The 22,604-nt window shown below is 59.6% G+C and carries 18 protein-coding genes and 1 other RNA gene; 7 read left to right on the top strand and 12 right to left on the bottom strand.

Translation table 11 applies throughout. The features are described 5' to 3' along the window. Window positions 1-87: 87 nt before the first annotated feature. Window positions 88-714 carry a bifunctional nicotinamidase/pyrazinamidase gene (pncA, locus tag O9X91_RS04535; protein WP_003522349.1) on the bottom strand — a complete coding sequence of 209 codons (627 nt, stop codon included), beginning with the start codon at window positions 712-714 and terminating at the stop codon, window positions 88-90. 458 nt (window positions 715-1,172) lie between these two features. Here pncA and O9X91_RS04530 point away from each other — a divergent pair, with 458 nt between their 5' ends. Next, the gene (locus O9X91_RS04530) at window positions 1,173-2,459 is read left to right on the top strand and encodes a DUF2778 domain-containing protein (RefSeq protein WP_269833420.1); all 1,287 of its coding nucleotides are present in this window, start codon (window positions 1,173-1,175) and stop codon (window positions 2,457-2,459) included. A 61-nt stretch (window positions 2,460-2,520) separates the two neighbouring features. On the opposite strand, the gene O9X91_RS04525 is transcribed toward O9X91_RS04530, so the two are convergent. From O9X91_RS04525 to O9X91_RS04510, 4 genes are all read right to left on the bottom strand, one after another. Continuing rightward, complete coding sequence (locus O9X91_RS04525) at window positions 2,521-2,946, bottom strand: DMT family transporter (protein WP_137410678.1); 426 nt, start codon at window positions 2,944-2,946, stop codon at window positions 2,521-2,523. Next, window positions 2,943-3,425, bottom strand: a complete 483-nt coding sequence (locus O9X91_RS04520) for a DMT family transporter (RefSeq protein ID WP_077981772.1) — start codon at window positions 3,423-3,425, stop codon at window positions 2,943-2,945. The genes O9X91_RS04525 and O9X91_RS04520 overlap by 4 nt, the downstream gene beginning before the upstream one ends. 96 nt (window positions 3,426-3,521) lie before the next feature. After that, the gene (locus O9X91_RS04515; RefSeq protein ID WP_142911603.1) at window positions 3,522-4,385 is read right to left on the bottom strand and encodes an alpha/beta fold hydrolase; all 864 of its coding nucleotides are present in this window, start codon (window positions 4,383-4,385) and stop codon (window positions 3,522-3,524) included. Continuing rightward, window positions 4,382-5,320: a choline ABC transporter substrate-binding protein gene (locus tag O9X91_RS04510; protein WP_269826314.1), complete on the bottom strand. Its 939-nt coding sequence runs from the start codon at window positions 5,318-5,320 to the stop codon at window positions 4,382-4,384. Before O9X91_RS04510 ends, O9X91_RS04515 begins: the two co-directional genes overlap by 4 nt. A gap of 98 nt (window positions 5,321-5,418) precedes the next feature. Between O9X91_RS04510 and betI the strand changes: the two genes are divergently transcribed. Then, window positions 5,419-6,012 carry a choline-binding transcriptional repressor BetI gene (gene betI, locus O9X91_RS04505; protein ID WP_077981774.1) on the top strand — a complete coding sequence of 198 codons (594 nt, stop codon included), beginning with the start codon at window positions 5,419-5,421 and terminating at the stop codon, window positions 6,010-6,012. A 193-nt stretch (window positions 6,013-6,205) separates the two neighbouring features. On the opposite strand, the gene O9X91_RS04500 is transcribed toward betI, so the two are convergent. The 3 genes from O9X91_RS04500 to O9X91_RS04490 form a co-directional block, all read right to left on the bottom strand. Next, window positions 6,206-7,018 carry a glycosyltransferase family 25 protein gene (locus O9X91_RS04500; RefSeq protein WP_269833421.1) on the bottom strand — a complete coding sequence of 271 codons (813 nt, stop codon included), beginning with the start codon at window positions 7,016-7,018 and terminating at the stop codon, window positions 6,206-6,208. A gap of 104 nt (window positions 7,019-7,122) precedes the next feature. Next, a complete protein-coding gene (locus O9X91_RS04495) occupies window positions 7,123-9,597 on the bottom strand; it encodes an ATP-dependent helicase (RefSeq protein WP_077981701.1) in 2,475 nt (824 codons plus the stop codon). Window positions 9,598-9,698: 101 nt separating this feature from the next. Continuing rightward, window positions 9,699-10,109, bottom strand: a complete 411-nt coding sequence (locus tag O9X91_RS04490) for a carboxymuconolactone decarboxylase family protein (protein WP_077981702.1) — start codon at window positions 10,107-10,109, stop codon at window positions 9,699-9,701. Between the two features lie 238 nt (window positions 10,110-10,347). Between O9X91_RS04490 and O9X91_RS04485 the strand changes: the two genes are divergently transcribed. The 4 genes from O9X91_RS04485 to O9X91_RS04470 all read left to right on the top strand — a co-directional run bounded on the left by O9X91_RS04485 (window position 10,348) and on the right by O9X91_RS04470 (window position 20,015). Further along, window positions 10,348-11,514, top strand: coding sequence for an efflux RND transporter periplasmic adaptor subunit (locus O9X91_RS04485; protein WP_269833422.1), 1,167 nt, complete (start codon window positions 10,348-10,350; stop codon window positions 11,512-11,514). Beyond that, window positions 11,511-14,660 (top strand): efflux RND transporter permease subunit, encoded by a 3,150-nt coding sequence (locus tag O9X91_RS04480; protein ID WP_269826318.1) that lies wholly within the window; start codon window positions 11,511-11,513, stop codon window positions 14,658-14,660. The genes O9X91_RS04485 and O9X91_RS04480 overlap by 4 nt, the downstream gene beginning before the upstream one ends. Window positions 14,661-14,791: 131 nt before the next feature. Continuing rightward, on the top strand, window positions 14,792-16,204 hold the full coding sequence (locus tag O9X91_RS04475) for an FAD-binding oxidoreductase (protein WP_269833423.1): 1,413 nt from the start codon (window positions 14,792-14,794) through the stop codon (window positions 16,202-16,204). A 91-nt stretch (window positions 16,205-16,295) separates the two neighbouring features. Then, on the top strand, window positions 16,296-20,015 hold the full coding sequence (locus O9X91_RS04470; protein WP_142911596.1) for an AsmA family protein: 3,720 nt from the start codon (window positions 16,296-16,298) through the stop codon (window positions 20,013-20,015). 358 nt (window positions 20,016-20,373) lie between these two features. Here O9X91_RS04470 and O9X91_RS04465 read toward each other — a convergent pair whose 3' ends face one another. The 4 genes from O9X91_RS04465 to ssrA all read right to left on the bottom strand — a co-directional run bounded on the left by O9X91_RS04465 (window position 20,374) and on the right by ssrA (window position 22,061). Next, entirely contained in the window at window positions 20,374-20,583 is a 210-nt protein-coding gene (locus O9X91_RS04465; protein WP_003522362.1) for a ribbon-helix-helix domain-containing protein, read from the bottom strand. 113 nt (window positions 20,584-20,696) lie between these two features. After that, window positions 20,697-20,900: a DUF4169 family protein gene (locus O9X91_RS04460; RefSeq protein WP_077981707.1), complete on the bottom strand. Its 204-nt coding sequence runs from the start codon at window positions 20,898-20,900 to the stop codon at window positions 20,697-20,699. 44 nt (window positions 20,901-20,944) lie between these two features. Continuing rightward, window positions 20,945-21,457: an SspB family protein gene (locus O9X91_RS04455; protein ID WP_077981708.1), complete on the bottom strand. Its 513-nt coding sequence runs from the start codon at window positions 21,455-21,457 to the stop codon at window positions 20,945-20,947. Between the two features lie 229 nt (window positions 21,458-21,686). Further along, window positions 21,687-22,061: a transfer-messenger RNA gene (gene ssrA / locus O9X91_RS04450) on the bottom strand. A 142-nt stretch (window positions 22,062-22,203) separates the two neighbouring features. On the opposite strand from ssrA, the gene O9X91_RS04445 reads away from it, so the two are divergent. After that, a complete protein-coding gene (locus O9X91_RS04445) occupies window positions 22,204-22,512 on the top strand; it encodes a DUF2853 family protein (protein ID WP_003522365.1) in 309 nt (102 codons plus the stop codon). The last annotated feature ends 92 nt before the right edge of the window (window positions 22,513-22,604 follow it).

The raw sequence follows: 22,604 nt of genomic DNA, 5'->3' as shown, positions 1-22,604 counted from the left end.
TCCTCATCCCTGTGCTCGTCACAGGCGGGAGGGGGAGTAAGGGATCCGCCCTGTCCGGTAGCGTTCGGTTTTTGAACCCGACGGGCCCTAGTCCCGCAAAATGTCGCGGCTTTTGAGAATGGCCGCGCCTTTTTCCCGCATCGTCGAAATCGCGGCCTTGATGCCCTGCGGATCGATGCCGCGGCTGGCATCTTCTATAAAACGGACATTCACACCAGGCAGCATGTCGAGGGCATCGAGCACCGAAAAACTGACGCAATAATCGGTGGCAAGGCCGCAGACGTCGAGTTGTGTGACACCCTGACGGCTCAGATAATCGGCCAGTCCCGTCGTCGCCCCCTGATCATTGTCGCGAAAGGCGGAATAGCTGTCGACGGCGGGGTTTTCGCCCTTCTGCTGAATATAATCGAAGGCGTCCGTTTTGAGGTCAGGGTGGAATTCTGCATCCGGCGTGCCCTGCACGCAATGGTCCGGCCACATCATCTGCGGTTTGCCGGAGAGTTCACCCATGTCGAAGGGTTTCTTGCCGGGATGCTGAGACGCGAAGCTGCCGTGATTTTCCGGGTGCCAGTCCTGTGAGGCGACGATGAGATCGTAGCCGCCATTGTCGATCAGGGCATTGGCGATGGGTACGACCCTGTCGCCATCGGCAACGGCCAGATTTCCGCCCGGGCAAAAACCGTTCTGGATATCGATGAGCAGCAGCGCCTTCATGATGTGCCTCCCTTTTCAGGGCAGGATGCCAAGCCGGCTTTGACGGATCAAGTCCCTTTCGACCCATCCGGCCGGCACAAGTGCGTCGGCCAGCTGTTTGCCTTGTCGCAGTCCTGCCGCATTTGCAGCAAATTTCTGGCCAAGTCGGAACTTACCTGACAATGCGGCGGCGGAAATTTTTTGGGCCGATGACGCCCCTTTTGAGGGGCATTTTCCGGGACGATGCCGTGCGGATGCACGTAGTACCCGCGCAAGTCATTGTTTTGCCTTCGCCTTCCAATGTGCAGACCTTAACGAAATATTTTTGCAGGGACTCGTAAACACTTTGGTTACCATAATTCGTCATGCTTCGAACCAGTCAGTTCCGAAACCGGCGTGGTGTTTGCCCGCCCTTCGGATGTCCAAAAATCCCTCCGGCGTCGGCCGGGTGTGCGTGAACGGTTCGAGTAACGAGTATCATGGCGTTTTCTGCTGCGGCCTATAATGGCGCCGGTCTTGCCGGTTCGTATTCCGTCAAAAGAGGCAAATCCTTTTCGTTCGGCCGAATGTCCGCTCTTCTCGGCGGCGGCGCCTTTGCCAGCCTTTTCGCCTTTGCCGCCTTCGCCTCGCTGCACAGCATGGCTGCCGCTTCGCATGGTGTCGGGCAGTTTGAAAAGACGCTGGTGACGCGATTCGCTTCCACTGAGACGGCAATTGCCCACGCGGCCGGGCGGGATATTCACGTGCGCAAGTTTTCCCGTTTGAGCGACCACAGCCATGGCCAGCAGAAGGCGGTTCGCCTCGCCGGCATCCTGCCCGAGATCGGTGCGAAGGAATTCGGCGAGCGCTTTGGCGCGGCTGCCAATGCAAAAGGGCAGGCGACGGTGACGCAGCTTGCCGCGCTCAAGCCGTCGGCGATCGTCGATTCGGCGCTGGGTCGCACCTCCGAGGTTGCCTATCAGGGCGCCGTTCCGCAGCATCCGGCATTTGAAGTGGCGCTGGCGCGGCCGCAGATCGAGGAAGAGGCAAGCAGCCTGCTGCCCGATGATGTGCCGCTGCCGAGCTTCCGTCCCGAGGTTGCGACGGCTCAGACCGTTGAACCGTCACCGCGTCCCGCGGCACCGTCCAAGACCGATGAACATGGTCCGGCCGTTGCTTCGGCACCGGCTTTCGATGCGCCGGTTCCCCTGAGGGCACCTGCGCCGCCGAAGCAGAGCACCGGCGCCATGCTCGCTTTTGCGAAGCCTGACAATCCGATACGTGAACCGAGCAAGATGGATGCGGTTCCGTGGCCGGATCGCGGCAACGGCACGGCGATCTACGATATTTCCTCCGGTATCGTGCATATGCCGAATGGCGAGAAGCTCGAAGCGCATTCCGGCATTGGCAAGATGCGCGACAATCCCGATTACGTGCATGTGAAGATGCGCGGCTCGACGCCGCCTTCCAGCTATCGTCTGACGATGCGCGAGGCGCGGTTCCACGGCGTTGAAGCCATTCGCCTGACGCCCGAAAACGGTGTTAACCCGCATGGCCGTGACGGTCTTCTGGCGCATACCTACATGCTGGCGAAACGCGGCGAATCGAATGGCTGCGTGGTATTTCGCGATTACCCGCGCTTTCTGGCGGCCTTCAAGCGTGGCGAAGTCAAGCGCATGGTCGTGGTGCCGAAGTTGAACGGCAACCGCCCGACACTTGCGAGCAGCGGCGGTAAAAGCGGCGGCAAGACATTGCTCGGCATGTTCTCGCGCGACAGCGATTCCTGAGCTTTCCTGATTCTGTGCATTCTCCGGGCGTAGAGCCGTTGCGACTTCTGTTGGAAATGCTCTAGCGGCCGCGCCGCTGTGTCAGCACCATACCGGCGATGATGAGCAGGATGCCGAGTGCGCTTGCCCAGAGTTTCGGCGGATGGTCGCCGAAAAGATCGAGAACCACGCCTGAAACCATCTGGCCGCTGATGACCAGAAGGGCGGTATTGACCGCACCGATGCGCGGAATGAGCCAGCTTCCCGAAGCGATGAAGACGACGCCGATAGGCCCGCCGATAAAGGCAAGCCAGGGCGCATCGGCCGCGCCCGGCGGAATGAGGCCGCCGACGACGAGGCCGATGACCGTCAGCACGGCGAAACCGACGATATGGTTCCAGAACGACGCGATGAGCGGCGAGTTTGACAGGCTGAGGCGGCCGTTGATCTGGCGGCTCAGCGCCACGAAGACGCCTCCGGTAAAAGCCATGGCGATCCAGGCGATCATGTCGTTCTCCCGACAAGGATGATAAGCGCGCTGCCGCAGAGAATGAGCGCCACCGCCGCCATGTCCCGCAGGTCCGGCTTTCTTTTGGGCAGGCCGAACAGGCCGAAGAGATCAGCCAGCAGGCTGAAAATCACCTGTCCGCCAAGCCCGAGCGCAATGGTGCCGGAGAGCGCCAAAGGCGAATTGACGGCGGTGGAGGTGAGAATGACGATGGCCGCACCCACGACCCCGCCGCAATAGGCCCATAACGGCGCTTTCGGTTTTTCTGCCACGCCGGCGTCTTTCTTCGGACGCATGATGGCGAGATAGATCAGCGCTGCCACCGTGCCGGTGCCATGCGCTGTCCAGGACGAAAACAGCGCATTGCCGTAATGGGCAAGCTGACCGTTGAAATGCACCATCAATGTCAAAAGACAGCCGCTTGCGAAGGCGGCGGTGAGATGTAGCGGGTTGAGGCGAGGATGCGTCGTGTTTGTCATGGCCGGCCGAATTTTGTTCACGCTCGGAAGCGTTATCGCATCGGCGCCGCAAGCGAAATCGAATTCTCCATGTTTCCTGAATTCATACGGAGAGCGTCAGCTCCCTCGAGCGGATGCCTCAACGCTGCGAACCGGGATGGCGTCTGTCATCACTTCGGCGAGGAACTCTGTAATCAATGTGGAAACACATTTCGGGTCTTCCCAATGTGGATTGTGGCCATGGCCCGGTAGCGTCACGCTTTGCGCGGTGGGAAACGCCTCGGTGAGTTGCCGCTGATGGGTTTCGTCGAACAGAGGGTCTTCAGAACCGGAAAGGCAAAGTATCGGTGCATTTATTTTGGATGCGCTGTGGTGCAGGTTCGTTTCTCCGAAGGCCTTCAAAACGCCATGCCATGTCGATGCGGGCATATTTGCCGCGTCCCGCTTCATGAAGGAGAGGAATTCGTCGCTGACGGGATGGCAGCAGGAATACCAGTCACTTAGGAAACCGTCGGCCGGCTTGATTGGATCGCGCAGCGCAAGAATATCCCTGGAAAGCCTGCTTTCGGCACCGAAGTCGGGTTCCAGCGTGCCCGAGATCAGAGTGAGCGCGCGGACGGAATGGGGCCGCCGGGAGGCCAGTTCGATTGACGTCATCGCACCCATGGAATGGCCAAGCAGAAAGAAGCGCGAGATGCCCATGAGCGTCAGGAAGTGATCTATCGTTTCCGCGAAGTCCGAGACGTGAAAACCGTGACCCAAGGAGGATGCACCGTGGCCGGGTAGGTCAGGAGCAATCAGCCGGTATTCCTGGAAATACGGTTCGAGGACAGAAAAGCTGCGGCTGGTGTCGGAAAACCCGTGCAGCATCAACAGCACCGGGCCGGGGCCGCCGGTGTCTATAAAGGACAGTCGGCGCTTGCGCGGCAACTCTATGTAACGTTTGCGCTTTTCCCAATCGTCAAGATAAACCGACGTCATAGGCCGAGACCCCCCTTGACGGCTGCAAGACCGTTCTGACCGTCAAAGGTAGACACGTCTTTCAACCATGTCTCAAGCCGTTGCGGTTCCGCCTTGAGCGCCTGTGCCGCCGCGTCCTCCGGCGACAGGCCGCCGTTCATGATCAGGTCCATGCCCTTATTTTCGTATTCGACATCAAATTCCAGGTTTTGGAGCAGCTTGGCTACGTTGGTGCATTCCTGCGTATACCCTTTGCGGACCTGGGTATCGACGGTGGCCGCACCAAAGTTGGGTCCATAGAATTTGTCGCCGCCCGTCAGATATTTCATGTCGAATTTGCTGTTCATCGGGTGCGGCGCCCAGCCCTGGAAGACGATGAAAGACTTGTTGCGGCTAAAGCGCGCTACCTGGGAAAGCATGCCCTGTTCGCTGGATTCAACGACCTCCCAGTCTTTGAGGCCGAGCGACGGATCGTTGACGGCGTCCAGCATCAACTGGTTCGAACCGGGTTCGATGCCGTAGAGTTTTCTGTCGAACTTGTCGGCAAATTTCTGCAGGTCGGTGAAGTCCCTGACGCCGGCCTCCCAGGCATAGGCCGGCACGGCGAAGGTGTACTTGGCGCCCACGAGGTTGGTGCGGACTTTTTCGACCGATCCATCTTCCTTGTAGGGCTTGTAATAATTGACCATCGCCGGATCCCAGTAACCGAGGAAAACGTCGAGGTCCCTGGTCTTCAGACTGGTGTAGATGACGTCAATTCCGAGCAACTGGCTTTGCGGCTCGTAACCCAAAGCCTTCAAAAGCGTAGTGGCTATACCGGTCGTGAAGGCGAGGTCATTCCACCCTGGTTCGGCCATGCGCACGATTTTGCAGGCTTGCGGATCAGCCGCGAAAGCGGCGCTTTGTCCCGCCGCAATAAATGCCGCCGCCGAAAAAAACTCCACCCATCTTCTCATGAGGCAACCTTTTATCTTAGCGGTTACTAAATTGACCGGTGGGACAATAATTGATCTTTCCGGAAAATTTGTCAATGTGCTTTTGCAAGGAGATCGAAATGCGACTCACTAAAATAAGCGATATTCGCCGCGCCGAACTGAGACGCGCGGCGTTTGAAGTGCTGCAGAAAGAGGGGATGGCGGGGGCGACGCTCGAGAGGGTCGCGGCACAAGCCGGCGCCTCCAAAGGAATCGTGCTGCATTATTTCGCCAGCAAGCAGGAACTGTTCGAACATGCGATGCGGGAGGCCAATTTGAAGTTGGCGGAGGTCGTCGTTGCACGCCTCAAACGCGCCTCCAGTCCTCGTGAAAGACTTGACGCGATTATCGAAGGCAATTTCGACGAGAGCTTTTTCCAGCCATCGATCTGCCATGCCTGGCTTTCACTGTGCGCTGAGATTCCCCGCGAGCCGCAGCTTGCGCGCATCCAGAAGGTGATCCATGCGCGCATGCGCTCGAATCTGCTCTCCGCACTAAGGCATCTCTTGCCGCAAGAGGACTGTGAGCCCGTCGCGCTGGGCATCACCACGCTGATCGACGGGCTATGGCTGCGGTCTGGTCTGCAATCTGGAGGGCTGTCGAGAGAGGAGGCGATGGCCCAAATGCATGACTACCTGTCACACAGATTACCAAACCCGGAATCGGCCGTCTAAGGCTCGCCGTGCCAAAGGCAAGAGCTGTGATGGAACCAGCCTTCGTCTTCCGCATTATTCCGGCATGAAGAAAACGACACGCAAACCATTGAACAGGATGACGATTTTCGTCATTTCGCTTTTTATTCTCGCAGCCGTGGTCGCGGCGGTTTATCTCATCGGCTTCACGCCCGGAGAGGCCTGATCCGGCGGGTCAATGGCCGGCGGGTAAGGTCTTTCGCTTTCTGCCTTCAAGTGCAACGCGCGCCTTGGCGACGGCGAAGCGAATGCCGCGCAACAGGAATCGGCTGGTTTCCAGATAGGCGCGATAGGGCAAAACGGTGAAATAGCGCCAGCGCGGCAGGCGGTAGATGCGCAGATTATTCTGGATTTGGCTCTCCCCGTCCGCATCCTGCGTCGCGCAGAGCGGGTAGAGGAAGGCCGCCTTCAGCCCCGCTAGATATTCCAGATCGAATGCGATGTCATAGGCGAGCCGCATGGGGATCAGCTTCGATATCCATTTTCCGGCGCGGCGGTTGACGAGATAGGCTCCCGATCCTTTTTCCCGTGTGAGCGCAATGGCGAGAGAGCGACCGTTGGAAAGCGGGCGGAACGGAAATTTCCGGCCATTGCTGACCGTCGTGAGCCGTAGCAAATCCCACTCACCGCCGTTCAACACCGCCTCGTCGATGGCGTTGAGAAAATCATCGTCGAAGACCACGTCATCCTCAAGGATGAGCGCGATATCGGCATCGCCCGCCATGAATTTATTGGCGCAGGCGACATGGCTGAGATAACAGCCGATTTCCGGCGGCGAGGTGCGGCGGCCATGCATCAGCATGTAGGAGAGCTCACTGAATTCCGGGATGGGGTAATTCAGTTCCCTGCCATTGACGCCGGGCACACGCTCCGCTTTCAGCCCCATGGCGTCGAGGCGGGCGTTCATGTCGGCAAGGCGCTTTGTGGCGCTGTCCATATTGATCAGGAAAACCGCAAGCGTGCGCTGGCTTTTTGGTAATATATGCAAAGCAGTCCTCGCCCGGTTTTCATGTCTCCATCGCAACTCCTTTATTGCAACAGAATGATGTGGGCTATGGAAAAAGCGGTCCGCGGGCATTCATGGTTGTCGAATCAAACCTTTTCCACAAATCCATCCAGCACGCGCTTCTGGCCGGCGCGGTCGAAGTCGATGGTCAGCTTGTTGCCCTCGATGGCGGAAATATTGCCATTGCCGAACTTGATGTGGAAAACGCGGTCGCCGACGAAGAATTTCGAGGGCTTGTCAGCCACGGATTTGGCCACCAGTTCGCCATCTATAGTGCGGGTGCGCGGGCCGCTTTCGCCGTAACCGATGCGTTCCACCGCATGGCCGGAGCGTGTGCCCCAATTGTCGCGGGTGGCGTCGCTGCGGTTCTGCTGCGCGCGCTTCCAGCCGGGGGTGGAGTAGTTGTTAGTGAAGGGATCGGCCTTGTCGAAGCGCGACTGGCCGTAGCCGCCACGTCCGCCATAACCGCCGTAATTGCTATCGGATGCCGCGACATCCACATGGGCGGGCGGCAATTCATCGAGGAAACGTGAGGGCAGGGTGGATTGCCACAGCCCGTGAATGCGCCGGTTCGACACGAACCAGATATGGCAGAGTTTCTTGGCACGGGTGATACCGACATAGGCAAGACGACGTTCTTCCTCAAGACCGGAGCGCCCGCCTTCGTCCAGCGCCCGCTGGTGCGGGAACAGGCCTTCTTCCCAGCCGGGCAGGAAGACGGTGTCGAATTCCAGACCCTTGGCGGAGTGCAGCGTCATGATGGAGACGGCATCGAGATTTTCGTTTTGCTCGGCATCCATCACGAGTGCGACATGCTCGAGGAATCCGCGCATGCTTTCAAAGGCTTCCATCGAGCGGATGAGTTCCTTCAGGTTCTCAAGGCGTCCGGGGGCTTCTGCCGTCTTGTCGGCCTGCCACATGGCGGTATAGCCGCTTTCGTCGAGAATCTGCTCGGCAAGCGTGGTGTGTTCGGTGTTTTCCAAGAGGCCCTGCCAGCGGCGGAAATCCTGCACCACATCGAACAGCGCCTTGCGCGCCTTCGGCTTCAGCTCGTCGGTTTCGATGATATCGGCCGCGGCCGCCAGCATCGGAATATCGCGGGCGCGGGCATAGTCGTGCAGGTTGCGGATGGTCGTGTCACCAAGGCCGCGTTTCGGCGTGTTGACGATCCGCTCGAAGGCCAGATCGTCGGCCGGCTGGCAGACGAGGCGGAAATAGGCCATGGCATCGCGGATTTCGAGACGCTCATAAAAGCGCGGGCCGCCGATGACGCGGTAATTGAGGCCGAGCGTGACGAAACGGTCTTCGAATTCGCGCATCTGGAAGGAAGCGCGAACGAGGATGGCCATGTCGTTCAGCTTGTGGTTCTTGCGCTGTAGCTGTTCGATTTCCTCGCCCACCGCGCGGGCTTCCTCTTCGGAATCCCAGGCTGCGTGCACCACGACCTTTTCATCGTCAGGGCTGCTGCGCTCAGTAAACAGCGTCTTGCCGAGACGGCCCTCGTTGTGGGCGATCAGATGGCCGGCAGCGCCGAGAATATGCTCGGTGGAACGGTAGTTGCGCTCGAGCTTGATCACCTTGGCGCCGGGAAAATCCTTGTCGAAACGCAGGATATTGTCCACTTCCGCACCGCGCCAGCCATAGATCGACTGGTCGTCGTCACCCACGCAGCAGACATTCTGCGGCTCGCCCTTGGCGCGCTGGGCGAGAAGCCTGAGCCACATATATTGCGCCGTATTGGTGTCCTGATATTCGTCCACCAGAATGTAACGGAATTTCTGGTGATACTCCTTCAGAATATCGGTGTGGCGGCGGAAGATACTGATCGGGTGCATCAGGAGATCGCCGAAGTCGCAGGCGTTCAGTGTTTTCAACCGGTTCTGATAGGCGGTGTAAAGTTCACGACCTTTGCCATTTGCGAAGGCGCGGCTGTCCCCTTCAGGAATATCCGGCGGCGTCAGGCCCTTGTTCTTCCAGCCGTCGATCATGCCGGCAAACTGTTTTGCCGGCCAGCGCTTGTCATCAAGACCTTCGGCCTGAATGAGCTGCTTGATCAGCCGCACCACGTCGTCCGTATCGAGGATGGTGAAATCCGATTTCAGGCCGACGAGTTCGGCGTGACGCCGCAACAGCTTGACGCCGATGGAGTGGAACGTGCCGAGCCAGGGCATGCCCTCGACCGCGCCACCGACGAGAACGCCGATACGTTCCTTCATCTCGCGGGCAGCCTTGTTGGTAAAGGTCACGGCAAGAATCTGGCTCGGATAGGCCCGGCCGGTCGCGAGAATATGGGCGATGCGGGTGGTTAGAACGCGGGTCTTGCCGGTGCCGGCGCCGGCGAGGACGAGAACGGGTCCGTCCAGCGTTTCCACGGCATCGCGCTGTTCCGGGTTGAGGCCGGAAAGATAGTCGGGTGCAGCACGCGTCTGATCGCGCGCCGCCATGGCGCGGGCGGCAATGCCAAGCCCGCCGCCGCTTTCCGCACCGGCGTTGTTCGTTGCCCTGCGCGGTGCGGCGGGTTCCTCATCGAAGAACGGCATATCGTCAAAACTGTTGCTCATGCGGCCCAATGTAGTGATTCGGGATATAAAGGCCAGAACCGTGTTCTGCTTTTATTCCGGTATCATCAGTCAAAACGCCCATTCCAAGGCATTTTTTCGCATCACGCCTGTCTGTCGGCGTCGAAAGCGGCGTCAACGGGCACTTGCAGCGCGACCGCAAGCTGGTTGGTCTTGGCGGCAAGCGCGATGACGCGCAGTAAATCGGCATGCTGATCTGTCGTCATGCCCCTGGCTTTGGCGGCTGCCGTGTGGGAATGGGCGCAATAGGAACAGCCATTGGTGACGGAAACTGCAATGTAAAGCATTTCCTTCACGACGGGATCGAGCGCCGAAGGTGTCGCCATCACCGCCTTGACCTCACCCCATGTCTTTTCAAGCAGATCGGCATCGAAGGCGAGGTAGAGCCACATATTGTTGATGAAATCCGATTTGCGGGTGGCGCGGATGTCATCGAACACCGCTTTGACGCGAGGATCGGTTTCCGGGTTTTCGGTCTTCGTTACGGTGCTCATCGCTTACTCCGGTTATGGCGTCTCGGAGGCAGATTAGCCCAATGGCGGATATTTGCGACAGGAATGCACGGATGGATTGCGGATTGGCTGCTCCGGGCGGCATTTGCGCCCAAATTACAATTACGTAAGGAACGGATTTGTGCGTTGCCTTGCCTTAGCCAAGCGGGAATAGTGTTTCTGTCCCGGAACGAGTGTTCGCGGGAATGCTTTATGCTGCGTGGATCAACCGGAGAAGTATATGCGGGTGTGGAAACAGGTGGGTGTCAGTGTTGCCGTGGTCGGAGCGGGGCTCTGTCTCTGGGGCTTCTATTCGCCCGAAGCCCGCAATCTGCTCGCCAGCATGGGGCTTGGCAAAACGCCTGCCGGGGCGATTGAAGTCGCCGCAACCGGCGGCCCGGCGGCCGGTGCGTCCACAGGGCAGAATGCCGGCGGTGCGCGCCGCAACGGCAACGCCACACTGGTGGTGACGGCCCCGGTGAAGAAAGGCACGGTCAATGACCGTTTGAACGCCATCGGCAATGGCGAGGCGATCCAGTCGGTTGTCGTCATGCCGCAGGCTTCCGGCACGCTTTCCGAAATTCGCACATCGTCCGGCGCGCGTGTCGTGAAAGGGCAGGTGCTGGCAAGGCTCGACGATGAAGAGCAGGTGATCGAGCGCGACAAGGCGCAGGTGGCGCTGCGCAGCGCCGTTGAAAAATCCAATTCCTACAAGAACCTGAAATCCGTTTCCCGCCTCGATGTGCTGGATGCGCAGATTGCCGAGGAAGCCGCCAAGCTTGCCTTGAGCACTGCCGAACTCAATCTCAAGCGCCGCGACATCGTTGCGCCGATAGAGGGTGTGGCGGGTATCGTCGCCGCCAATATAGGCGATAACGTCACCACGCAGTCAACCATCGTCAGCATCGACGACCGGTCCGAAATTCTCGTCAATTTCTGGGCTCCCGAGCGGTTCGCAACCGCGATCGAGGTCGGCATGCCGGTAGAGGCGACGTCGATTTCCCGGCCGGGTGAGACCTTCAAGGGTGAGGTCGAGGCCGTCGACAACCGCGTCGACGAGGCGAGCCGCACAATCCGCATCCGGGCGAAGTTCGGCAATGAGAAGGACGAGCTGAGGGCAGGCATGTCCTTCGGCGTCACCATGCGGTTTGCCGGGGAAACCTATGCCTCGGTCGACCCGCTGGCCGTGCAGTGGGATGCGCAAGGCTCCTATGTCTGGCGTGTGGCCGATAATAAATCGAACAAGGTGCGGGTGCAGATCGTGCAGCGCAATCCTGATGCCGTTCTGGTCAAGGCGGAGCTGGCGGATGGCGAGCCTGTCGTGATTGAGGGCCTGCAGCGCGTGCGCGAAGGGGGCGCGGTCCGCGTCGGTAATCAGCCCAAGCCCGAGGAGGTTGCCAGCCAATGACGACCCAGCCGCCCCCGGTTAAGGATTCCAAGCTCACCTTCACGGCATTGTTTGTGCGCCGGCCGATCCTGGCAGCGGTTCTCAACACGCTGCTGGTCGTTGCCGGTCTCGCAGCTCTGGTTGGCGTCGAAGTCCGCGAATTGCCGGATGTCGACCGGCCAATCATCAGTGTCAGGACCACCTATGAGGGGGCGGCGCCCGAGACTATCGATCAGGAAGTGACGCAGACCATTGAAGGTGCTGTGGCGCGGGTCAGCGGCGTGAAGTCCATCTCCTCCAATTCGCAATTCGGCACCAGCCGGGTGACGATGGAATTCGGCGACAATGTCGATCTGGCCGTCGCCGCCAACGATGTGCGCGACGCCATCGGCCGCGTCACCAACCAGTTGCCAGACGATGCCGACGAACCGCAGATCATCAAGGCCGATTCCGACAGCCAGCCGATCATGCGTCTCGCCGTCACCTCGTCCACGCTCAGCATGGAAGACCTGACCAAGCTGGTGGATGACGAGATCATCGACCGTCTGGCCGCTGTCGATGGCGTGGCGGATGTGGAGCTTTACGGCGATCAGGAAAAGGTTTTCCGGGTGGATCTCAATCAGGCGGCATTGGCGAGCCGGGGTCTGACTGTGACGGATGTTTCCAACGCGCTTGCCAACGCCGCCCTCGATGTGCCGGCGGGATCGCTGAAAAGCACGACGCAGGACATCGTCGTGCGCGCCACGGCCAGCCTGACGACGCCTGAAGACTTCTCCAATCTTCTCATCAAGAACAATATCCGCCTCAGGGATGTCGCAACCGTTATGCTGGGGGCGGACGACCAGTCCACCTCTTTGCGTTCCAACGGCGTGCAGGGCGTCGGCCTCGGCGTCATCCGCCAGGCGCAGTCCAACACGCTCAATATTTCATCCGGTGTCAAGGCGGCCGTCGACGCCATGACGCCTAACCTGCCTGAAGGCACGCGCATCGTCGTCACCAGCGATGACGCCGTTTTCATCCAGGGCGCCTTGCATGAAGTCGAGCTGGCGCTTGGGCTCTCGGCGATCATTGTCGTGGTGGTGCTTTATCTCTTCCTGCGTGACTGGCGCGCAACGCTCATTCCCGCGATCACCATGCCGGTGGCGCTGATCGGCACTATCGTCGCCATCTATATGGTTGGTTTCTCGGTCAATATCCTGACGCTTCTCGCCATCGTTCTGGCGACGGGTCTGGTGGTGGACGACGCCATTGTGGTGCTGGAAAATATCGTGCGCCGCCGGACGGAAGGCATGGGGCCGCGTGCCGCCGCCGTTCTGGGCACGCAGGAGGTGTTCTTTGCCGTTCTGGCAACGACGGCGACGCTTGCCGCCGTCTTCATTCCGCTGTCGTTTCTGCCCGGTCAGCTTGGCGGCCTTTTCCGCGAATTCGGTTTCGTCCTGGCCTTCGCCGTCGGCCTTTCCTCCATCGTGGCGCTGACGCTCTGTCCGATGCTCGCCTCACGCATGCTGAAAGAGGGGTTGAAGGAACCGACGGGGCCTTTGGCATGGTTCGGCAATGTCTTTGCCTCCACCTACCGGATGACCCTTGCGGCCTGCCTCAACAATCCGCTGATCGTCATCGTCGTGGCACTCGGTTTTTCCGCCCTGTCGTGGATCGCCTTCGGCATGATCCAGAACGAATTGACGCCGCGCGAGGACCGCTCTTCGATCATGATGCGGGTCACGGCGCCGCAGGGCGTCAGTCTCGAATATACACGCGACCAGTTGCAGCGGATCGAGGAAAATCTGCAGCCGCTGCGCGATAGTGGGGAAATCCGCAATATCTATTCGATCACCGGCATGAACGGTTCCTCCAATACCGGTTTCATGGTGCTGACGCTGGCGCCCTGGGCCGATCGTGAGCGTACGCAGAACCAGATTGCCGCTGACGTGACCTCCGCCGCCAACAGGGTTCCGGCTTTGCGCGGCAATGCCATGCAGCCGAACAGCCTGCGCATTCGTGGTGCCGGCAACGGCCTGCAGATGGCGATGGTCGGCAGCAATTACGCAGCGCTGACAGAGGCGACGCAGAAGCTGTTGCTTTCGATGGAAGAGAGCGGCCTTTTCGTAACGCCGCGTTTCGACAATGAGCCCAATCAGGCGCAGATATCCGTCTCCATCGACCGCGAGCGCGCGTCCGATCTCGGCATCGACATCACCGGCCTGTCACGGGCGATGCAATCTCTGCTGGAAGGCCGTTCGATTGTGGATGTCTTCGTGGATGGCGACGCGATCCCCGTGCGCCTCCTGTCTTCCACGCGGCCGATCAACGACCCTACCGATCTCGAAAACGTCTTTCTGAAAACCGGCGACGGCAAGATCGTGCCGATGTCGGTGATCGCCACGCTGAAGGAAAATGCGGTTGCGCCGCAGCTCAACCGCGAGCAGCAGCTTCCTTCCGTCGGCTTTACCGCCAACCTGAAGGACGGCGTTTCGCTTGGCGAGGCGCTGCAAAAAGTCAACGAACTTGCGCAATCCGTGATGCCGCCAGGCGCGCGTCTGCTGCCGCTCGGCGAGGCGGCGACGCTTGAGGAAAATTCGAGCGGCATGCTGCTGACCTTCGGTTTCGCTATCGCCATCATCTTCCTCGTACTGGCCGCGCAGTTCGAAAGTGTGCTGAGTTCGATCATCATCATGTCCACGGTGCCGCTGGGTCTTGCCTGCGCTGTCATCGCGCTGCTGGTCACCGGATCGAGCCTCAACGTCTATAGTCAGATCGGTCTCGTGCTGCTCGTCGGCGTCATGGCCAAGAACGGCATTCTCATCGTCGAATTCGCCAACCATCTGCGTGACCAGGGCGCCACCGTGCGCGAAGCCATCGAAAAAGCCACCAGCATCCGCCTGCGCCCGGTCATGATGACAATGATCGCGACCATTTTGGGTGGCGTGCCGCTGGTGCTGGCGCAGGGTGCGGGGGCGGAAGCGCGCATCGCACTCGGCTGGGTCATCGTCGGCGGTCTGGGTTTTGCGACGCTGGTGACGCTTTACATCACCCCGGTATCCTACCTGCTGATTGCCCGTTTCGCCAAGCCGCAGGCGGATGAGGAAATCCGCCTCCACCGCGAACTGGAACTTGCAGCACGTCGGAAGGCGCTGGAAGAGGACAAGCCGCTGCTTGCTGCGGAGTAAATGGGTGCCGCCAATTACCGTCCGGCGCAATTGCGATGCTGGACAAAGCCTTAACCTTATCCCATACCACCTGACGAAATTTCGTAACGGATCGAATCCGTTACGGGCAGATGTTGCGGTGGAGACGGACGATGGCGCTGAAAGATGTGGTGGCGGGAAAACGCAACGACGAGGGCATTGCCCTGGCACTGGCGGTACTGAAGCAGCAACTGGGTGACAAGCTCCAGACCGGGCAGGCGTTTCGCGAGCAGCATGGCCATACCACCACCTATCTGACCTTGCAGGCGCCTGATGGTGTCGTTTTTGCCGAGAACGCCGATGACGTGAAGGCCGTGGTGAAAGCCTGCGCGCACTATAAGGTGCCGGTCATTCCTTTCGGAACTGGCTCTTCGCTGGAAGGGCAGGTCAATGCGCCTGACGGCGGAATATGCATCGATTTCAGCCGGATGAATCGCATCATTGAGGTAAACGCCGAAGATCTTGACGTGACGGTGGAACCGGGCGTGACGCGCGAGGACCTCAATGTCTATCTGCGTGATACCGGCCTGTTTTTTCCGATCGATCCGGGTGCCAATGCTTCTATCGGCGGCATGGCCTCGACGCGGGCGTCGGGCACCAATGCGGTGCGTTACGGCACGATGAAGGACAATGTGCTGGCCGTTACCGCCGTTGTTGCCAATGGCGAGGAAATCCGCACGGCACGGCGCGCCCGCAAGTCGTCTGCGGGTTACGATCTGACGCGGCTTTTCGTCGGCGCCGAGGGCACGCTTGGGGTTCTGACCTCGGTTACGCTGCGGTTGCAGGGCATCCCGGAAAAGATCGCCGGTGGCGTCTGCACCTTCGACAGTATTCAGGCGGCCTGTGACGCCGTTATCATGACGATCCAGATGGGTGTTCCGGTTGCGCGCATCGAATTGCTGGACGAAGTGCAGGTGCGGGCCTGCAACGCCTATTCCGGCCTGAACTACGCGGAAAAACCGACGCTGTTCGTGGAGTTCCACGGCACCGAAGAGACGGCGGCCCTGCAATCGCAGCAATTTGCAGAGATCGCGGCGGAATGCGGTAGCGTCGATTTCCGCTGGACCAGCGATGCGGCCGAGCGCAACAAGCTGTGGAAGGCCCGGCATGATGCCTATTGGGCTTCGCGGGCGCTCGCGCCACATCTCGACGGTTTGTCCACCGATGTCTGCGTGCCGATTTCGCGGCTGGCGGACTGCGTGGTGGAAACGCAGCAGGATATCAAGGAAAACGGCTTTCTCGCACCCATCGTCGGCCATGCGGGCGACGGGAACTTCCACGTCCTCATCCTCTTTGATGGCAAGGACGCGGAAAGCGTGGCGAAAACCGAGGCCTTTGTCGCCCGCCTCAACCGCCGGGCTATCGCCATGGACGGCACCTGCACCGGAGAACACGGCATCGGCCAGGGCAAGATGAGTTTTCTGGCCGAAGAAGCGGGAAATGCACTGGATCTGATGCGTGCCATCAAAACGTCGCTCGATCCCGATAATATCTTCAATCCGGGCAAGTTGTTCCGTCTTGTCTGATCATTCTCATATTTGATTGGTACAAATGGCTGCTTGCCGTTAAGGCAAAAAAGGATAGGTTTGCAGCGTTCGCGAAGGGAGATGCAGGTCAGTGCTCGGACGTATTCTGGTTTTTCTGGGCGGACTGCTGGCCGTGGTGCTTTTTTCGGCGCTGCTTATTCCCTATTTCGTCGACTGGACGGATTTCCGCCGCGATTTCGAGGACCAGGCAAGCCGTATTCTCGGCAAGAAGGTGGTGGTCCATGGGCGCGTCGAAGCCCGTATCCTGCCTTTCCCTTCGGTAACATTGCATGATGTGCGCGCCGGAACGGATGCGGATGGATCGCCGCTCATTCAGGTGGCCCGTTTTTCCATGGATGCGGAGCTTGCGCCTTTCCTTTCCGGCGAGGCGCGTATCTTCGATATGCGGATCGAGGAACCCAAGGCCAAGATAAGGCTGCTGAAAGACGGCACGCTGGACTGGATGCGTGGCAGCCGGGCGGAAATTCCCGCCCGCACCGTGGTTCTGGAAAGCGTACAGATCGAAGGCGGGCAGATAGAATTCATCGACGAGCAATCCGGCCGCAACCGTGTCGTGACCGGCCTCAACGCCGATATGTCCGCCAATTCGCTGGCCGGGCCGTGGAAGGCGGAGGGACGCGCCGCCGTCGACGGGCATCCGGGTTCTTTCTCGCTCTCCAGCAGCGAGCCGGATTATGCCGCCGGCCGAATGGGGCTCAGGGTAAGGCTGTCGCCAGACGAACATCCGGTCGAGGTCGATCTCGACGGCGCGATTGCCGCAACGGCGGGAAAACCAGCCTATAGCGGCTCTTTCTCCTTCAGTTTCCGCGAGGACGAAAAGCAGAAGCAGCAGGCCGGACAATCGCTGTTTTCCTCGCCGCGCACCCGCGGCAATTTCGAACTGACCAATGAAAGCGTGCGCATACCGAGCTACCGTATGGAACTCGGCGGCAGCGAGAATCCCTATGTGGTGACCGGTGAGGCGATGCTCGATACCGGCGCCAAGCCGGAATTCCTGCTGACGGCCGATGGCCAGCAGATCGATGTCGCCCGTTTCGCGCCGCCGGTCTTGCAGACGGGCAAGACCTCACGCCAGCCCACCGTCTCGGTGCGACAGCGCATCGAGGCCTTTGCGGCCATGGTGGCCCGCATTCCGGTGCCGCCGGTGCCGGGCAAGGCCAGCATCAGCCTTCCGGCGCTGGTTTCCGATGACACAACCATTCGCGACATCAGGCTGGATGTGCGCCCGGACGGCAGCGGCTGGCAGGTTGTGAATGCCGTGGCAACCCTGCCGGGCCGGACGCAGCTCGAGGCCAAGGGATCGTTGACGCTTCTCGGCGGCCCCGCTTTCAACGGCAATCTGCTGCTTGCCTCCAACCAGCCTTCGGGTCTGGCGAACTGGCTTTCCGGTTCCGTCGATCCGGCGATCCGCCAGCTCAATGCCGCCGGCTTTTCCGCCGATGTCTCGCTGACCACGCTCAACCAGCGTTTCGACAATCTGGAGCTTGCAGTCGGCGATGCGTCGCTGAGGGGCGCGCTGGAGCGCCGCTCCGACGGCAAGACCTCCAATCTTTCCATTGATCTTGCCGGCAACGAAATCGATCTCGATGCGCTGAAGGCGCTCGGCAGTCTGGCGCTTGGCGACCAGGTTGGCAGTTCCGTTCTCGACCACCGCATTACGGCGAAATTCAAGGCTGACCGGTTCAACATGGCTGGTGTAACCGCCAATCATGTCGAGACCGCCTTCACCATGGCGGGGGGCGTTCTCTCGCTGGAAAACATGACGGCCGGAGACATCGCCGGTGCGGAGGTCAGGGCAAAGGGCGAGCTGCAGGGCTCGCTGCTGAAATATGCGGGCAAGGGCACGGTGAACCTGCATGCGGCGGATATGCAGCCGTTCTTCACCATGCTGCAGCAGAAATTGCCGAACCATCCATTCCTCAGCCGTCTGGCGGCGAGCGCGCCTTGGTACGCCAATTCCGATCTCTCAATGGATGTTTCGGTCAATAGCGAAAAAGGCGGCGCCAATGTCGCCGTTTCCGGCACCGTCAATGGCAGCCGGCTGTCGGCTGTGGCCAAGATGCCGGATTTTCTGTCGATCACCGATGATACCGCCATGTCGCTGGAAGCGGTTCTGAAGAACCAGTCGACGGCTATCCTGTTCGGCCAGGCGGGGCTCGATCCGCTGCCCTTCGATGCGGATGGCGAGGGCCTTCTATCCATCAAGCTCAACGGTACGCTCGGCTCGCCCGCCCAGACGGAACTGCGCTTCTCGACGGAGCGCACGCATTTTTCGATGAACGGTTCATTTGCCGTTTCGTCCGCCAATTTCGGTGAGGGCACCGCCGACGTGGCGCTCGAAAGCGCTGACATCGAGCCCTATCTCATCATGAACGCCGTCGGTCTGCCGCAGCTTGGTGGCGGCTTGGCGTTGAAGGCAAATGCCAAAGTGGCGGTGGATGGGCAAAAGATCGTGCTTTCCTCTATAGGCGGGCAGGCAGGCGGAAATCCGTTCTCGGGCAACCTCTCTTTCCAGCGCGCCGCGCCCTATCCCGTCACCGGCGATCTTGCGGTCAGAACGGCCGATCTCGCCTGGCTGGGTGACGCGATCTATGGGCCGGTGATCGATCCGGAAACCGGGGCGCTCAACGCCAAGCCGCTGGCCATGGCCGCTTTCCCGCAGCTCAAGGCTTCGCTTGCCTTGAAAGCGGAAAGCTTCGAGGCCGGCCCTTTCGGCACGATCACGGGTGTTTCGGCCAAGGTCACGCATGATGCGGGCAGCCTCTCGCTCGACGATGTTGCCGGCACCTTCATGGGCGGCAAACTTACGGGACGGCTTGCCATGTCGACGGGCGAGGGTGCGGGCATTTTCCGCACGAAGATCGCGGTGACCGACGCCAATCCGGAGCCGATCCTGTGGACCAATGCCAACGGTCCTGTTGCGACAGGCCGGGTTGCTATTGATCTCACAGCCGAATCGACCGGCAAAAGCGTTGGTGAAATGCTGAGATCGGCGGGTGGCTCGGGTGAAATCAGGGCCAGCGGGCTCGTGTTGAAGGGGCTTAATCCCGGAGCCTTGCCGCCGATCCTGCAGGCGGCCGATGGTTTGCAGCAGCCGATCGACGCGCCCAAGGTGCGGCCGCTGGTGGACCAAAACCTGTGGCAGGGTGAAATCGGGCTTGGCGATGTGGCCTTGCCGTTCTCGCTGAATGGCGGCGCGCTTCATTTCAAGAATTTGCGTGCGGGGATCGATCCGGTAACGCTGACGGCCGATGCGACCGTCGATCTTGCGGCTTCGACGGTGAACGGCGACCTCGATCTCCTGTTCAATCCCGGTACAGAAACGGTTGCGGGGGCCGAGCCTTCGGTGCGCTTGAATTATAACGGTCCGCTTGCAGCCCCTGCTTTGACGACCGATGTTGCGGCGCTCAGCAATTATCTTTCTCTCCGGGCTTTCGAAAAGGAGCGCCGCCGGGTTGAGGCCATGCAGGCCAGCGTTCTCGAAAAGCAGCGCCTGCGCCGCGAAGTGGCGCTTTATCGCTCTCAGGCGGCCGAGCGGCAGGCCGAGAAAGAACGGGCCGAGGCGGAGGCCAGGGCCAAGGCCGAAGAAGAGGCACGTTTGAAGGCTGCGGCCGAAGAACGTCTGCGTCAGGAAAAGGAACAGCAGGAGCGGTTGCAACAGCAGCAGCAGGAACAGGAACAGGAGCCACAGCCGACGCCCGAGCGGCAATCCGCGCCGGTTCTGGTGGTGCCTCCGACGGAAAACGCGATCCGGCAACTGGCGCCTGAAAACGCTCCCGCCACGCCGTAAGCTTGTGGGCAGGGGAAGGCTATCTGCCTTCACATTGAGAAAGTGGGGAAACCGATCCCGGAACGTTGCATCATCCTCGAGCATGAGTCGAGAATTTCTCGGCAAACTCGCTCCCTTACGGCGGGAACCCGGGAAGGCTTCGTGGTGGATGAGAAAAGTCTGGAAAAACGGTATTTGAATGCAAGGCTACGCAATACGGGAAATGCCTTGCAGCGCACACTAGGCCGCCAATGTTTAATGAATGCTTTCACGGCGTTACGAGTTTTTGGCAGTAATTTTTGTAGTCCGGGGGACAAATCCGGATAGAGGCATCCACAGGTCGTGATCGATTGCGTGTCTTTACTCACGCCGGAAAACCTCAGCGGGTTTTTAGCCAGTTCAGCACATAAACCCGCAGTGACGAGGACAAATTGCTGTCGGCGGAGCGGTTGTCGTCTATTTCGGCGAGCAGCGCCGCGAAACTGATCTTGCGTCTTTCCGCAATGGTTTTCAGCTCGTCCCAGAAGGCGTCCTCGAGTGAAATGCTGGTGCGGTGACCGTGCAACGTCGCGGAGTGCTTGCGGATCATCAGATCGGTCTCCGGTGAAACCGGTTGGAGGTCTCAATCATGTCTCCCCGGCAAGTCCCTGTTTTTCGATTCTTGTCCGATAGTCCCGAAATCCGCGACGGTCGGCCGACCTGTCAGTCTTTGCCGGTCCCGTCATCGTTTTTTTCGAGCCGCCCCTGATCGAGCGCCCTTTCGGCCTTTTCGTTCAGGGCCGAGGTGAGATTTTTTTCGGTCTTGGTGCGGCCGAAGGACAGGCGGTTCTGTTCCGCCTGCTTTTCTTTTTCGCTACGGGCTTTCTGTTTCCGAAACTGTCGCAGATTGACGATATCGGCCGCCATGGGGATATGTCTCCTCGGGTTTCGTAAGCTCGGCGTAAAAGCCGTTATTGCTTTTTGCGGAAGGCATCCAGCGAAACGACCGAGCCTTCCTTCTTTTCCTCGCCGGATTTGGGCGTCTCGGAAGCGGCAGCGGGCTTTGCTTCATGGGAAACGGGATAAGCGGTGATCTCCGCGTCTTCGATTTCCGCCTCTTCGGCCAGAGGCACGTCGAATTCTAGCTCGAAATTGACGGAAGGATCGTAGAAACCGCGAATGGCGTTATAGGGAACGACCAGTTTTTCCGGCGTATCCGAGAAGGACAGGCCGATTTCGAAGCCGGTTTCGGTGACTTTCAGGTCCCAGAACTGATGCTGGATAACGATAGTCATCTGCTCGGCATATTTCGCCTTGAGGTGCTGGGAAATCCGCACGCCCGGCGCACCGGTCAGGAAGGTGATGAAGAAGTGGTGGTCGCCGGGCAGACGGCCGGTTGCGGCCACTTCACCCAAAACCTTACGAATAACGCCGCGAAGGGCATCCTGTGCGAGAATGTCGTAACGGATATGATCCTGCCCCATGCGGTCCTGTCTTTCCCTTATTCGAACGTCTTTTCATGTGCGGCGCGGCCTGCGCGCCAAGGACGCTGTAACACTTTGAATCTTCGCGTAATCATTGAGTCGGGACCATTTCCGATCCTGACGCTTACGCGTTGCCCAAGTATACGCAATGTCCCGAACGGCAGCAACGGAAAAGCCGACGCCGTTCGCAAGTCAGCTATCATATAACCAATTCAGGCAAAATGGAGAAGGTGGAGGTTTCTGTTGCCAGGTACCTCCGAACCCCGCCTTACGGGGCTAACCGTAAGGACTTTAGAGCGGAATTCCCGCACCGCCATTAGGCAGCGAGAGCATATTCCTTAGCGTTGTTGTCGTTTGCAACTACACTTGTGACCCGATAACGGCGGTATCATGCCGAGCAAAAGTTCGATCTTTACGCCCTTGTCGATCCTATTTCGCCCCCATCAAAAGCCGGCCTTCATTTCATGAAAGTCCGCCGGTTTTTGGTGGAGGCGCCGGGTACCGCCCCCGGGTCCAATAGGTTTATTACACCGACCGTTTATCGCCATAGCCGGGTTGCCCCGGCAAGGCTCATATAGGCGTTTCGACCGCCTGAGAAAAGGGGGGTGATGACAATTCCATGAAAAGGTTTCGTGATTGCCGCCCGCACTTTAGACAATTCTTGACGACGAGAGATTGCTGTCCCATTCTCCATGCAACCGGTCAGCAGAAGCAACGTGGCGCCGGGGACACACGAAGGAGTGGACATGACTGACTATCTCGCAGATGTGAAGAAATACGACGCAGCAGCCGACGAAGCCGTGGTCGGCAAGATCGTCAAGCATCTCGGTATTGCCCTGCGCAATCGGGATTCCTCGCTGGTGTCCGCTTCCGATCCGGAAGAGCTTGCACGGGTGAAGGCGAGCTGGTGCGGCAAGAAGCTCGGCGTGACCGACGGTACGGCCGATCAGGCAATCGATGCTGTCGCCAAGGCCATGGCTGCGGACCGCTCCAAGTCGCGCGTGACCTTTTATTATCTGGTCGCCAAGGAACTCGGGAAACTGCAATCCCTCTGATTTTTCCTGAAAGGCGGGGATAAGCGTTTCCCCGATGATTGGTTCTGCCGCCCTGTGCTATTATATTCCCTCGATATCAGGGAATCGGCGGC

The sequence above is a fragment of the Agrobacterium salinitolerans genome, assembly GCF_027498475.1.
GTDB classification, from domain to species: domain Bacteria; phylum Pseudomonadota; class Alphaproteobacteria; order Rhizobiales; family Rhizobiaceae; genus Agrobacterium; species Agrobacterium salinitolerans.
The sequence above is the reverse complement of the archived record's forward strand: the minus strand, read 5'-3'. Positions and strand labels throughout refer to the sequence as shown.

Bases quoted from the DNA above. Each gene is read 5' to 3' on its own strand.
- pncA (WP_003522349.1), bottom strand. From the start codon at position 714: ATGAAGGCGCTGCTGCTCATCGATATCCAGAACGGTTTTTGCCCGGGC.
- O9X91_RS04530 (WP_269833420.1), top strand. From the start codon at position 1,173: ATGGCGTTTTCTGCTGCGGCCTATAATGGCGCCGGTCTTGCCGGTTCG.
- O9X91_RS04525 (WP_137410678.1), bottom strand. From the start codon at position 2,946: ATGATCGCCTGGATCGCCATGGCTTTTACCGGAGGCGTCTTCGTGGCG.
- O9X91_RS04520 (WP_077981772.1), bottom strand. From the start codon at position 3,425: ATGACAAACACGACGCATCCTCGCCTCAACCCGCTACATCTCACCGCC.
- O9X91_RS04515 (WP_142911603.1), bottom strand. From the start codon at position 4,385: ATGACGTCGGTTTATCTTGACGATTGGGAAAAGCGCAAACGTTACATA.
- O9X91_RS04510 (WP_269826314.1), bottom strand. From the start codon at position 5,320: ATGAGAAGATGGGTGGAGTTTTTTTCGGCGGCGGCATTTATTGCGGCG.
- betI (WP_077981774.1), top strand. From the start codon at position 5,419: ATGCGACTCACTAAAATAAGCGATATTCGCCGCGCCGAACTGAGACGC.
- O9X91_RS04495 (WP_077981701.1), bottom strand. From the start codon at position 9,597: ATGAGCAACAGTTTTGACGATATGCCGTTCTTCGATGAGGAACCCGCC.
- O9X91_RS04490 (WP_077981702.1), bottom strand. From the start codon at position 10,109: ATGAGCACCGTAACGAAGACCGAAAACCCGGAAACCGATCCTCGCGTC.
- O9X91_RS04485 (WP_269833422.1), top strand. From the start codon at position 10,348: ATGCGGGTGTGGAAACAGGTGGGTGTCAGTGTTGCCGTGGTCGGAGCG.
- O9X91_RS04480 (WP_269826318.1), top strand. From the start codon at position 11,511: ATGACGACCCAGCCGCCCCCGGTTAAGGATTCCAAGCTCACCTTCACG.
- O9X91_RS04475 (WP_269833423.1), top strand. From the start codon at position 14,792: ATGGCGCTGAAAGATGTGGTGGCGGGAAAACGCAACGACGAGGGCATT.
- O9X91_RS04465 (WP_003522362.1), bottom strand. From the start codon at position 20,583: ATGATCCGCAAGCACTCCGCGACGTTGCACGGTCACCGCACCAGCATT.
- O9X91_RS04460 (WP_077981707.1), bottom strand. From the start codon at position 20,900: ATGGCGGCCGATATCGTCAATCTGCGACAGTTTCGGAAACAGAAAGCC.
- O9X91_RS04455 (WP_077981708.1), bottom strand. From the start codon at position 21,457: ATGGGGCAGGATCATATCCGTTACGACATTCTCGCACAGGATGCCCTT.
- O9X91_RS04445 (WP_003522365.1), top strand. From the start codon at position 22,204: ATGACTGACTATCTCGCAGATGTGAAGAAATACGACGCAGCAGCCGAC.